The sequence below is a fragment of the Rhodoluna sp. genome (genome assembly GCF_044232805.1).
Lineage (GTDB): Bacteria > Actinomycetota > Actinomycetes > Actinomycetales > Microbacteriaceae > Rhodoluna.
Genome location: NZ_JBIILG010000035.1, coordinates 1 through 11493, shown reverse-complemented (window position 1 = coordinate 11493; position 11493 = coordinate 1). Strand labels below are relative to the sequence as shown.

The following is an 11493-nucleotide window of genomic DNA, read 5'->3' as shown; positions in this document are numbered from 1 at the left end:
GCCGAGACTCGTTCAATCGAGACCTTGGTGGTAGTTATCGTGGTGGGTATAGGAATTGTGGGACTGGTGGTGCTCGTTGAGCAGTCGCAGCGAAGAATTCCTGTTCAGTACGCGAAGCGCATGGTTGGCAGAAGAACCTACGGTGGCCAGTCAACTTATATCCCGATCAAGGTAAACATGGCTGGAGTTATCCCAGTTATCTTTGCTTCCAGCTTGTTGTACCTTCCAGCCCTGATTGCACAGTTCAACCAGCCAGATGCTGAAGGAAGAGTTGCTCCATGGGTTGAGTGGGTTTCAAACTACCTAACTCAAGGTGATCACCCGCTATACATGGCGCTTTACTTCTTGCTCATCATTGGCTTTACCTATTTCTATGTTGCAATTACTTTCAACCCAGAAGAAGTAAGCGACAACATGAAAAAGTACGGTGGCTTTATTCCTGGTATCCGCGCCGGAAGACCAACCACCGAATTCCTTGAATACGTGCTTTCTAGGGTTACCTTCCCAGGTTCGATTTACCTAGGTTTGATCGCACTTATTCCACTGGTTGCTTTCTCACTTGTTGGAGCGAACCAGAACTTCCCATTCGGTGGAACTTCTATTTTGATCATCGTTGGTGTTGGTCTTGAGACCGTGAAGCAAATTAGCGCTCAGATGCAGCAGCGCAACTACGAAGGTCTTCTGAAATGATGAAGCTTCTCTTGATCGGCCCCCCGGGAGCCGGCAAGGGAACGCAGGCTTCAAAACTCTCTGAAGTCTTTGGCATCCCTGCTATTTCAACTGGGGATATCTTTCGTGAAAACGTAAAGAACCAAACACCTCTTGGTATTGAAGCTAAGTCCTATATGGATAGTGGCGAGTATGTTCCAGACGAGCTAACCAACAAACTGGTTCGCGACCGACTACAAAACCCCGACTGCGTAAATGGTTTTCTGCTTGACGGATATCCAAGAACCGCGGATCAAGTTCAAGAACTTGACTCAATTCTGACTGAAACCAATTCCAAGCTCGATGCCGTAGTGCAGTTAACCGCAGATACCGATGAGGTGGTTAGACGTCTTGCCAAAAGAGCAATTGACCAGGGAAGATCAGATGACACCGAAGATGTCTTGCGCAACAGACTGCATGTTTACGAAGAACAAACCGCGCCACTAATTACTGTCTACGCATCGCGCGGACTACTAGTAAAAGTTGACGGCCTTGGAGAAATTGCTGACGTGACTCGAAGAATCACCGAAGCACTCGATACCAAAAACCAGAACTAACAGGGGAACGTTATGTCCCGTTCCGATTTCGAACTAAAAAATCCTGAGCAACTAATTGCCATGCGCAAGGCAGGACTCATTACTGCAAAAGCGCTCGAGGCAGTGAAGAGCGCTTGTGTCGCTGGAGTATCGACACTGGAACTTGATCGAATCGCAAACGAAACCATCGAGTCCTTCGGGGCCCATTCAAATTTCCAGCTGGTAGCTGGCTACAACCACACCATCTGTGCGTCGGTGAATCACGAAGTGGTGCACGGCATTCCAACTCCCGAGCGCATCCTCGAAGCAGGGGATATCCTTTCGGTGGATTGCGGGGCAGAAATTGACGGTTGGAATGGCGATAGCGCCATCACCATCATCGTGCCTGACCAATCAGGTCAGATCCCTGATACTGATCTGGTTCGATCAAGAATTGCACTTTCTAAAGCAACCGATGGATCACTTTGGGCAGGTATTGCTTCTTTAGCTAAAGCCGAGCGCTTGGGTGAAGTGGGAGCTGCTATCGAGGATTACATCGAAGCCCATGGCAAATATGGCATTTTGGAAGATTACGTTGGTCACGGTATTGGTCGATCGATGCACGAAGAGCCTCCGGTCTATAACTTCCGCACCAAGCTACTGGGTCCAAAAGTGACCCCAGGGCTAGTTGTTGCAATTGAGCCGATGGTTACCGCCGGGTCCAACAAAACCAAGGTTTTGGCCGATGGCTGGACCGTGGTTAGCAAGGATTCCTCGGATGCTTCCCACTGGGAGCACTCGGTCGCGGTCACTGAGACCGGGGTCTGGGTTTTGACCGCTCTAGATGGCGGAAAATCAAGGCTCGAGAGCCTCGGGGTTCCCTTTGGTGGCCTTGAGGGCTAGGAATTTAATTTCCATTTGCCAGTGATTTAGCCTAGGCTAGAGCTTCGGCGCTCAAAAAGGCGAAATCCCGTTTTTTGGATTGGTTTTTTGATGCCTAAAAAACAAGAAGATAAGTGAGGCTATGGCCAACAAAGACGGTGTCATTGAGATCGAGGGGTCTGTTGTTGAGGCACTCCCGAACGCAATGTTCAGAGTTGAGTTGACTAACGGCCACAAAGTTTTGGCACACATTTCAGGAAAGATGCGTCAGCATTACATTCGCATTTTGCCTGAAGACAAAGTAATCGTTGAGCTAAGCACTTACGACCTCACCAGAGGTCGAATCATTTATCGCTACAAGTAAATCGGTTTTGGTTAAACAAAACCCCTAAAAGAAGTCAGAGACATGAAGGTAAACCCAAGCGTCAAGAAGATCTGCGACAAGTGCAAGGTTATTCGTCGCCACGGTCGCGTCATGATCATCTGCGACAACCCTCGTCACAAACAGCGTCAGGGCTAGCACTTACAACTAAATATCCAATAGCAGTACCGAGGTGATTTATCACCTAACCTCTGGAGAAGGCCGGAGCCCGATTTGATCGGGGTGGTATTGCTACAGACCTTCTAGCAAACAGGAGTAATCCAAATGGCAAGAATTGCCGGTGTTGATATTCCACGTGACAAGCGTGTTGAAATCGCCCTAACTTACATCTACGGAATCGGTCCTACCCGATCGGTCAAAACTCTCGAAGAGACCAAGATTGATAAGAACATCCGAGTCAAGGATCTTTCTGACGATCAGCTAGTTGCACTTCGTGACCACATCGAAGGAAACTTCAAAGTTGAAGGAGAGCTACGTCGTGACGTTGCAGCGGATATCCGTCGCAAGGTTGAGATTGGTAGCTACCAGGGAGTGCGTCACCGTAAGGGACTTCCAGTTCACGGACAGAGAACTAAGACCAACGCTCGTACCCGCAAGGGACCAAAGCGCACCGTAGCCGGCAAGAAGAAGGTAGCTCGCTAAGGCGGGCTCCGAAGGATTTAGGAGAAAATCATGGCAGCAGCTAAGACAGCAGCAAAAACAGCAGCAAAAACAGCAGCTAAGACAGCTACGAAGGGTGCGGCACGTAAGCCTCGTCGTAAGGAAAAAAAGAACGTGGCAGTTGGCCAGGCGCACATCAAGTCGACCTTCAACAACACAATCATTTCCATCACCGATCCATCCGGTGCCGTTATTTCTTGGTCTTCATCAGGCGATGTTGGCTACAAGGGTTCTCGTAAGTCAACTCCGTTCGCCGCTCAGCTTGCAGCTGAGTCAGCAGCGAAGAAGGCCCAAGAGCACGGACTGAAAAAAGTCGATGTTTTTGTGAAGGGTCCAGGATCTGGTCGCGAGACTGCAATCCGTTCTCTTCAGGCAGCAGGACTTGAAGTTGGTTCAATTTCTGATGTGACCCCACAGGCTCACAACGGTTGCCGCCCACCAAAGCGTCGTCGCGTCTAACAACAAGATTTAGTTTCAAGCAACAAACTGCCAAGTGGCCACTTGGCAGCCCCAACAAATGAGTATCAAATAGCGGATGCTCAGCTGAAAGGAACCAAAGTGCTAATTGCACAGCGCCCATCACTAAACGAAGAAGTAACTTCTCCGAACCGCTCTAGGTTTTCTCTTGAGCCACTTGAGCCAGGTTTCGGTTACACCCTAGGTAACTCACTGCGTCGCACCCTGCTCTCCTCAATTCCGGGAGCAGCCGTGACCAACATCCGAATTGATGGCGTTAGCCATGAGTTCTCAACTGTTGACTCGGTTAAAGAAGACGTCACTGAGATCATCTTGAACATCAAGGAACTAGTTGTCTCATCTGAGAACGACGCTCCAGTTGTTGCGCACCTAAAGAAGCAGACCACTGGTCCTGTTACAGCTGCCGACATCCAGGTTCCTGCCGGTGTTGAGATTCACAACCCAGAGCTAGTAATTGCAACATTGACTGGCAAGGGCAAGTTCGAGGTTGAGCTAATCATTGAGCGTGGCCGTGGCTACGTTCAGGCTTCGCAGAACCGCAACCCAGACTCTGACCCTGGAGTAATCCCAATCGACTCGATTTACTCTCCAGTTCTAAAGGTGTCTTACCGCGTGGAGGCAACTCGTGCCGGTGAGTTCACCAACTTTGACAAGCTAATTGTTGATGTTGAGACCAAGAACTCAATGTCACCTAGAGACGCTGTTGCATCGGCTGGTTCAACCCTGGTTGAGCTATTCGGTCTAGCTCGAGAGCTAAACGAAGCTGCCGAAGGTATCGAGATTGGCCCAGCTCCGGTTGAGGCAACTTTGTCCCCAGAGCTAGCTTTGCCAATTGAGGAACTGGACCTAACCGTTCGTTCTTACAACTGCCTAAAGCGCGAGGGAATCAACACCGTTAGCGAGCTAATCGGTCTTACCGAAGAGCAGCTAATCAACATCAGAAACTTCGGATCCAAGTCAGTGGACGAAGTCCGCGACAAGTTGGTATCCATGGGACTGAGCCTGAAAGAGTCAGCACCTGGCTTTGACGCTGCTTACTTCAGCTCTACTTACGAAGAGGACGACCGGGCTTAGGTCTGGTTTTTCAGAAATACTAGAGGAGAAACAAAATGCCTACCCCAACCAAGGGCCCACGTCTAGGTGGCGGACCAGCTCACGAGAGAATGTTGCTTGCCAACATGGCCCGTTCGCTGTTCATCAACAAATCTGTCACCACAACCGAGGTCAAGGCAAAACGTCTTCGCCCAGTTGCTGAGCGACTAGTAACCTTCGCAAAGCGTGGCGACCTACACTCCCGTAGACGCGTTATGCAGTCGATCACTGACAGAAACGTAGTTCACGAGCTGTTTGTAAACATTGCACCTCAGGTAGCTGAGCGTCAGGGTGGATATACCCGTATCACCAAGCTTGGTTTCCGAAAGGGCGACAACGCTCCCATGGCAGTAATCGAATTGGTGCTTGACCCAGTGTCACCCAAGAAGTTGAACAAGAAGCCAAAGCTTGAAAATGCAGTGAAGGCTGCCCCAAAAGCTGAGTTTGTTGCAGAAGAAGTTGTGGCCGAAGAAGTAGTATCAGAGACTCCAGTTGAAGAAGCAGTGGTTGAAACCGCAGCCGCCGAAGCAGTTGTTGAAACTCCTGCCGAAGAAGCTCCAGCTGCAGAGGCTGCTACCGAAGAGCCAGCTGCCGAAGCTCCTGCTGAAGAAGCGCCAGCTTCTGAAGAAGAGAGCAAGTAGTTCTTAGAAATGACTAAACCCGTTGACCTGCCGGTCGACGGGTTTTGTCGTTACCGGATCGACTTTGGCTACGACGGCACCGACTTTAGCGGCTTTGCCAAACAGCCTGGCCTTCGAACTGTTCAAGCAGAACTAGTCAAAGCCGTTGCGGTCATCTTTGGAAAAGATGACAATGACTTTATGCTTCGCATCGCTGGTAGAACCGATGCCGGTGTGCACGCTCAGCACCAGGTGGCTCACCTTGATCTAACTCCTTCTCAACTAAAGCGCATCGGTAGAAACCCGGATGTTGCCGGGCGAGTAAACACTGCTCTACCAAAAGACATACGGGTTTTTAGTTTTGAAGTTGCACCCGAAGGATTCGACGCTAGATACTCAGCGACCTTTAGAAGATATCGCTATCGGGTCGCCGACAAGAACTGCTTCGTTGATCCACTGGACGTTAGATACGTTTTGGAGGTCAAGCCAGAGCTTGATCTGAAGCTAATGAAGCAAACAGCCAAGGTTTTGGTTGGCCTGCATGATTTCGGGGGCTTTTGTAAGCCGCGACTTGGCGCGACGACGATTCGGAGGCTTCGATCAATCAAGATTGCTCGCAACCAAAGCAAGGGTCGCATTATTGAGATCGAACTTACTGGCGACGCCTTCTGTCACAACATGGTTCGATCTATTGTTGGCGCGCTGGTTGCAGTGGCCAGGGGTCGAGCATCCGTTTCAGACGTTCAAAAACGACTGAAATCAGGATCCAGAGCTGGGTCGCTAAAGGTGGTTGCGGCCAAGGGTTTGAGCCTGATTGAGGTGGGTTACCCCAAGGACTCCAGGATGGGTTTGCAGGCCCAAAACACCCGTAAAAGAAGGGTTCTAGAGGAAAATTAGGGTTTGACCAAGCCACTTGGCAGGGGCTAAACTAGGGACTTGTTGCGGTTCGTAAGGAACTTTGCACAGTGAATCCAAGCCCCAAGGCTGGATACATGAAATCGACTAAGAAAAGTAAGGCAAATTAGCGTGCGTACCTATTCTCCAAAGGCTCATGAGCTAGACAACAAGTGGTTAATTATTGACGCCACTGATGTTGTGCTGGGTCGTTTGGCAACCCAGGCGGCAACTTTGTTGCGCGGTAAGCACAAGCCAACCTTTGCTCCGCACATGGACAACGGCGATTTCGTAATCATCATTAACGCTGAGAAGGTTGCACTAACCGGATCCAAGCTGTTGCAGAAAAAGGCTTACCGTCACTCTGGTTACCCAGGTGGACTAACCGCTACAACCTATGCCGAATTGCTGGAAAAGACTCCAGAGAAGGCAGTTGAAAAAGCTATCCGCGGAATGATTCCTAAAAACTCTCTTGGTCGCGACCAGCTAGCCAAGCTAAAGGTTTACAAGGGCAGCGAGCACCCGCACGCAGCACAGAAGCCAACTCAATTTGTAATTAACCAGGTAGCCCAGTAATAACTGGCTAAACAAGAAAACTAGAGGATCACCTTGCCAACAAACGAAACTGAAGTAGAAGCTACTAACTACTCAACCGAGACTCCTGCAGAAGCAGTGAAGGCCGAGACCAAGAAAGTACGTGCCCCGCTAACTGTTCCAGGTGCAGGTCTTGGTCGTCGCAAGGAAGCAATCGCTCGTGTTCGTATGGTTCCAGGAACCGGTGTTATCAAAGTAAACGGAAGAGCTCTTGATGAGTACTTCCCAAACAAGTTGCACCAGCAGCTAGTGCAGGACCCATTTACAGTTTTGGAACTTTCCGGTAGCTACGACGTAATCGCAAAGATTTCAGGTGGAGGAATTGCTGGTCAAGCCGGTGCACTTCGCCTAGGTATCTCTCGTGCCCTAAACGAGATCGACAAAGACAACAACCGCGCAACTCTAAAAAAGAGGGGCTTCCTATCTCGCGACTCCCGCATCAAGGAGCGTAAGAAGGCAGGACTGAAGAAGGCTAGAAAGGCTTCTCAGTTCAGCAAGCGCTAATCTTTCCAAGATTTCGCTAACCTTTCTATCATGTCCCGGTTATTCGGTACCGACGGTGTTCGAGGTCTTGCAAATAAAGACATCACATCAGAATCAGCCCTAAAGCTAGCTCAGGCTGCCGCAATCGTTTTGGGCGAGCAGGCTAGAGCCCGAGGACAAAAACCAATTGCTGTTATCGGACGCGACCCAAGAATTTCCGGTGAGTTTCTAGCTGCCGCAATTTCTGCAGGTTTGGCAAGTAGCGGTGTGGACGTATTTGACGCCGGTGTTATTCCAACCCCAGCCACCTCTTTTTTGACAGCAGATCTAGACGCCGACTTTGGCGTCATGATCTCCGCTTCTCACAACCCAGCACCGGATAACGGAATAAAGTTCTTTTCCCGCGGCGGACACAAGTTAGATGACGCAGTCGAAGATGCAATTGAGAAAGCGCTTTCTGCAAAGCCGCTAACTCCAATCGGTGCCGAGATTGGCCACGTAAAAGTTTTTGCCGATGCGAAGAGCCGCTACCTTGTTCACCTTCAAGGAACACTTCCAAACAGCTTGAAGGGCATCAAAGTTGTGGTGGATTGTGCCAATGGCGCCGCGTCTGATATTGCCCCTAAGGCATTCAGAGATGCCGGAGCTGAAGTAGTTGTAATTGGAAACGAACCTGATGGTTACAACATCAACTTAGGTTGTGGCTCGACACACTTGAGCGCTTTGCAGGCAGCGGTGTTAGACCACGGGGCTGATGTTGGAATCGCGCACGATGGTGATGCCGATAGAACCTTGGCCGTTGATGCAACCGGAGCCATTGTTGATGGCGATCAGATCATGGCTATCTTGGCTGTTGCTGCAAAAGCACGCGGAGATCTATCGCGCAACACTTTGGTTGCAACCGTGATGAGTAACTTAGGTCTAAAAATTGCCATGAAGCAAGCCGGCATTGACATTATTGAAACCAAGGTCGGGGACCGCTACGTGCTAGAAGTTATCCGCGAGGGTGGATACACCCTAGGAGGCGAGCAGTCGGGCCACCTTATATTTGCAAGACATGCCACCACAGGCGATGGCATCCTTACTGGTCTTCAGCTACTAGCCCAGATGAGCTCAACCGGCAAGAGCCTGCAGGAGCTAGCAAGTGCGATGACCGTCTATCCGCAGGTGCTAATCAACGTTCCGGAAGTGGACAAGTCCAAGGTCGATTCAGACCCAGAGCTACAAAAAGTAGTCCAAGAGGCAAAAACCGAGCTTGGCGAAACCGGTCGAGTGCTGCTTCGGGCCTCTGGGACAGAGCCACTGGTTCGTGTGATGGTTGAAGCAAAAGATGTTGGAACAGCCCAGAGCTGGGCCGAGCGAATCGCCAGGGTTGTTGAAAAGCAGCTAAAGCTTTCTTAGCAGCACGCTTTCCACCCGGTGATTGTTACCTTTTTTCAAAACCAGGGTAGCCCTAGATCTAGTAGGCAAGATGTTTTCGTTCAAGTTTGGCAAGTTGATGGTTTCCCAAATCTCGGTGGCTCGAGCCAGAGCCTTTTCTATTGGCATCTCGGCGTAACGGTGAAAATAGCTTTCCGGGTTCGTGAACGCAGACTCACGAAGCGCGTAGAAGCGATCCAGGAACCACTTTGAGATGTTTTGCGTTTCTGCATCGACGAAAATCTTGAAGTCAAAAAAGTCGCTCAAAGTAATATCTTGATCTGGTCCTGGCGCCTGCAAAACATTGAGGCCCTCAATTATCAAAACATCCGGTGAGTCAACAACTACTTGTTCACCAGGGAGGATGTCATAAGTGAGGTGCGAATAAACCGGCGCTGAAACTTGGGACTTACCGCTTTTGATGTCTGAAACAAACTTGATAAGCGCCAAACGGTCATAGGATTCCGGAAAACCTTTGCGTTCCATAATTGAGCGTTTTTCTAATTCCTTATTTGGATATAGGAATCCGTCGGTGGTGACAAGTGCAACCTTTGGGGTTCCTTCCCAACGACTAAGAAGCTCTCTGAGCAATCTTGAAACAGTTGACTTTCCAACAGCTACCGAACCGGCAACACCAATAATGAATGGCACTGGCTTGGCGCGCTCTCCCAAGAACTCACTGGTTGCTTTATGGATGTCAGCGTGCTTTGTCACATACAAATTAAGGAAACGGCTAAGGGGTAAGTAGACTTCTGATACTTCCGTTAGGTCAAGAAAGTCACCGAGACCTCGGATTTGAGAGATTTCTGACTCGGTCAAAGGTTGTTTTGTTGAATTTCCGAGCTGAGACCAGTCCGATCGCAATATTTCAACAAATGGGGTCAGCTCGCCCTGGTTTATAGGGGTTGAAGGGGAACTGGAAGCACTCACAACAAGTCATTCTGCCGTAAATTAGAGGTATGTGCGGAATTGTTGGATATGTAGGACCGAAATCAACCAAAGATGTAATTCTTGGGGGATTGCGGCGCCTTGAGTATCGCGGATATGACTCCGCAGGTATTTCGGTAATCACCGCGCTTGGAACCCTAGAGACCAGGAAGAAAGCCGGAAAGCTAGACAACCTGGTTGCAGATATAGAAGCTCACCCGATGGAATCTTCCAAGACTGGAATTGGTCATACCCGTTGGGCAACCCACGGTGCCCCAACCGATCAAAACGCCCACCCGCACCTAGGCGGATCCCACTCGAAACTTGCCCTAATTCACAACGGAATCATTGAGAACTTTGCTGAACTCAAGCAAGAGCTTTTAGCATCCGGCACCAACTTCGCGAGCGAGACAGACTCCGAGGTAGCAGCACACTTGATTGCCAAAGAGTTTGATAAATCCGGAGACTTAGCTTTTGCTTTTGGCAAGGTAGTAAATCGCCTCCACGGCGCCTTCACCATATTGATCATCCACGAAGAATTCCCAGATTTGATTTTGGCTGCCAGAAGAAATGCGCCGTTGGTAATTGGCCTGGGAGATGGCGAGAACTTCTTAGGAAGTGACGTGGCAGCCTTTGTTGAACACACCAAGCGTGCAATCTCAGTTGGACAAGACCAAATTGTTAGCCTGAGCTCCACTGGCGTCAGCGTCACTAACTTTGATGGGACACCGGTAGTTAGCAAAGAGTTCAAAATTGACTGGGATGCATCCCAGGCTTCCAAGGGCGGCTGGCCATCATTTATGGCTAAGGAAATTGCCGACCAACCGCAAGCGGTAGCAGACACCATGATGGGAAGAATTAACTCAGACGGTCTAGTTACCCTAAGAGACTTAGATGCGTTAGATAAGAAGTACTTCGATGAAATCGAACGAATCATTGTTGTTGCCTGCGGAACAGCAAGCTACGCCGGCGAGATAGCTAAGTACGCTATTGAGAAGTGGGCCAAGATCCCAGTTTCAGTTGAGCTAGCTCACGAGTTTAGATATCGCGACCCAATACTTACTTCCAAGACCATGATTGTTGCCGTTAGCCAGTCTGGTGAAACCATGGACACTTTGATGGCAACTCGCTTTGCTAAAGAGCAAGGCGCCAAGGTCCTGGCTATTTGCAATACTCAGGGAGCAACCCTGGCCCGGGAAAGCGATGCAGTTATTTACACTCACGCCGGTCCAGAGGTTGCGGTAGCTTCCACCAAAGCCCTAACAGCGCAGATGACTGCGGTGTATTTGCTAGCGCTTTTCCTGGCAGCCAATAGAGCGATTCTTGATCGCAATGAGCTAATGACTCTTGGAAAAGAACTCTTGAAACTTCCAGCCAAGGTCGAAGAGACACTAGCTTCACTTGGTCAGGTGGCAAAGCTTGCCAAGAAGATGGAAAAAGCAAAGACCGTTTTGTTCCTTGGAAGAAACGTGGGGTTCCCAGTTGCGATGGAGGGAGCGCTCAAGCTCAAAGAGCTCGCCTATATTCACGCTGAAGGTTTTGCCGCCGGTGAACTAAAGCACGGCCCCATTGCACTTATTGAAAAGGGCCAACCGGTGATTGTTATTCTTCCGGCGCCAGCAGACCCACTGCACCCCAAGGTTGTTTCAAACATTCAAGAGATCAAGGCTCGTGGCGCAGAGGTAATCGCTATTGCGGTCCAGGGAGACACCGAGGTTGCAAACTACGCGACCAATGTTTGGTACGTGCCAGCAACCGAGTGGTTGATGGCCCCAATCCTGACCGTTATCCCACTTCAAGCATTTGCCATGGAGCTCGCAACCGCTAAGGGTCTCGACGT

Annotated in this window: 15 protein-coding genes; 14 read left to right on the top strand and 1 reads right to left on the bottom strand. The window is 49.9% G+C overall.

Annotation, left to right across the window (positions count from 1 at the left end; genetic code table 11):
- The 13 genes from AC9UES_RS05255 to glmM all read left to right on the top strand — a co-directional run.
- The coding region (locus AC9UES_RS05255; RefSeq protein ID WP_509527314.1) for a preprotein translocase subunit SecY at nt 1–690 on the top strand (690 nt) is incomplete at its 5' end.
- On the top strand, nt 687–1265 hold the full coding sequence (locus tag AC9UES_RS05250; RefSeq protein WP_509527312.1) for an adenylate kinase: 579 nt from the start codon (nt 687–689) through the stop codon (nt 1263–1265). The genes AC9UES_RS05255 and AC9UES_RS05250, both read left to right, overlap by 4 nt.
- Nucleotides 1266–1277: 12 nt before the next feature.
- Complete coding sequence (gene map, locus AC9UES_RS05245; protein WP_509527310.1) at nt 1278–2126, top strand: type I methionyl aminopeptidase; 849 nt, start codon at nt 1278–1280, stop codon at nt 2124–2126.
- A 121-nt stretch (nt 2127–2247) separates the two neighbouring features.
- Nucleotides 2248–2469, top strand: a complete 222-nt coding sequence (infA, locus tag AC9UES_RS05240) for a translation initiation factor IF-1 (RefSeq protein ID WP_506558026.1) — start codon at nt 2248–2250, stop codon at nt 2467–2469.
- A gap of 42 nt (nt 2470–2511) precedes the next feature.
- Entirely contained in the window at nt 2512–2625 is a 114-nt protein-coding gene (gene rpmJ, locus AC9UES_RS05235; RefSeq protein WP_506558027.1) for a 50S ribosomal protein L36, read from the top strand.
- Nucleotides 2626–2751: 126 nt separating this feature from the next.
- On the top strand, nt 2752–3129 hold the full coding sequence (gene rpsM / locus AC9UES_RS05230) for a 30S ribosomal protein S13 (RefSeq protein WP_509523170.1): 378 nt from the start codon (nt 2752–2754) through the stop codon (nt 3127–3129).
- Between the two features lie 30 nt (nt 3130–3159).
- Nucleotides 3160–3606 (top strand): 30S ribosomal protein S11, encoded by a 447-nt coding sequence (rpsK, locus tag AC9UES_RS05225; protein WP_509527308.1) that lies wholly within the window; start codon nt 3160–3162, stop codon nt 3604–3606.
- 99 nt (nt 3607–3705) lie between these two features.
- Nucleotides 3706–4698: a DNA-directed RNA polymerase subunit alpha gene (locus tag AC9UES_RS05220; protein ID WP_509527317.1), complete on the top strand. Its 993-nt coding sequence runs from the start codon at nt 3706–3708 to the stop codon at nt 4696–4698.
- Nucleotides 4699–4733: 35 nt separating this feature from the next.
- Nucleotides 4734–5357: a 50S ribosomal protein L17 gene (gene rplQ / locus AC9UES_RS05215; protein WP_509527306.1), complete on the top strand. Its 624-nt coding sequence runs from the start codon at nt 4734–4736 to the stop codon at nt 5355–5357.
- A 9-nt stretch (nt 5358–5366) separates the two neighbouring features.
- Nucleotides 5367–6233, top strand: coding sequence for a tRNA pseudouridine(38-40) synthase TruA (truA, locus tag AC9UES_RS05210; protein WP_509527305.1), 867 nt, complete (start codon nt 5367–5369; stop codon nt 6231–6233).
- 129 nt (nt 6234–6362) lie between these two features.
- The gene (gene rplM / locus AC9UES_RS05205; protein ID WP_509527303.1) at nt 6363–6806 is read left to right on the top strand and encodes a 50S ribosomal protein L13; all 444 of its coding nucleotides are present in this window, start codon (nt 6363–6365) and stop codon (nt 6804–6806) included.
- A 27-nt stretch (nt 6807–6833) separates the two neighbouring features.
- Nucleotides 6834–7328 carry a 30S ribosomal protein S9 gene (gene rpsI / locus AC9UES_RS05200; protein ID WP_509527315.1) on the top strand — a complete coding sequence of 165 codons (495 nt, stop codon included), beginning with the start codon at nt 6834–6836 and terminating at the stop codon, nt 7326–7328.
- Nucleotides 7329–7358: 30 nt separating this feature from the next.
- Nucleotides 7359–8708 carry a phosphoglucosamine mutase gene (glmM, locus tag AC9UES_RS05195; RefSeq protein WP_509527301.1) on the top strand — a complete coding sequence of 450 codons (1350 nt, stop codon included), beginning with the start codon at nt 7359–7361 and terminating at the stop codon, nt 8706–8708.
- Here glmM and coaA read toward each other — a convergent pair.
- Entirely contained in the window at nt 8694–9656 is a 963-nt protein-coding gene (gene coaA, locus AC9UES_RS05190) for a type I pantothenate kinase (RefSeq protein ID WP_509527299.1), read from the bottom strand. The two genes, glmM and coaA, sit on opposite strands and share 15 nt — an antisense overlap.
- 29 nt (nt 9657–9685) lie before the next feature.
- Between coaA and glmS the strand changes: the two genes are divergently transcribed.
- Nucleotides 9686–11493: glutamine--fructose-6-phosphate transaminase (isomerizing) (gene glmS, locus AC9UES_RS05185; protein ID WP_509527297.1), on the top strand; the 1808-nt coding region annotated here is incomplete at its 3' end.

Excerpts from the sequence above, each read along its gene's own strand:
- map (WP_509527310.1), top strand. The coding sequence starts at position 1,278 with ATGTCCCGTTCCGATTTCGAACTAAAAAATCCTGAGCAACTAATTGCC.
- AC9UES_RS05250 (WP_509527312.1), top strand. The coding sequence starts at position 687 with ATGATGAAGCTTCTCTTGATCGGCCCCCCGGGAGCCGGCAAGGGAACG.
- infA (WP_506558026.1), top strand. The coding sequence starts at position 2,248 with ATGGCCAACAAAGACGGTGTCATTGAGATCGAGGGGTCTGTTGTTGAG.
- rpsM (WP_509523170.1), top strand. The coding sequence starts at position 2,752 with ATGGCAAGAATTGCCGGTGTTGATATTCCACGTGACAAGCGTGTTGAA.
- rpsK (WP_509527308.1), top strand. The coding sequence starts at position 3,160 with ATGGCAGCAGCTAAGACAGCAGCAAAAACAGCAGCAAAAACAGCAGCT.
- truA (WP_509527305.1), top strand. The coding sequence starts at position 5,367 with ATGACTAAACCCGTTGACCTGCCGGTCGACGGGTTTTGTCGTTACCGG.
- rpmJ (WP_506558027.1), top strand. The coding sequence starts at position 2,512 with ATGAAGGTAAACCCAAGCGTCAAGAAGATCTGCGACAAGTGCAAGGTT.
- rplQ (WP_509527306.1), top strand. The coding sequence starts at position 4,734 with ATGCCTACCCCAACCAAGGGCCCACGTCTAGGTGGCGGACCAGCTCAC.
- glmM (WP_509527301.1), top strand. The coding sequence starts at position 7,359 with ATGTCCCGGTTATTCGGTACCGACGGTGTTCGAGGTCTTGCAAATAAA.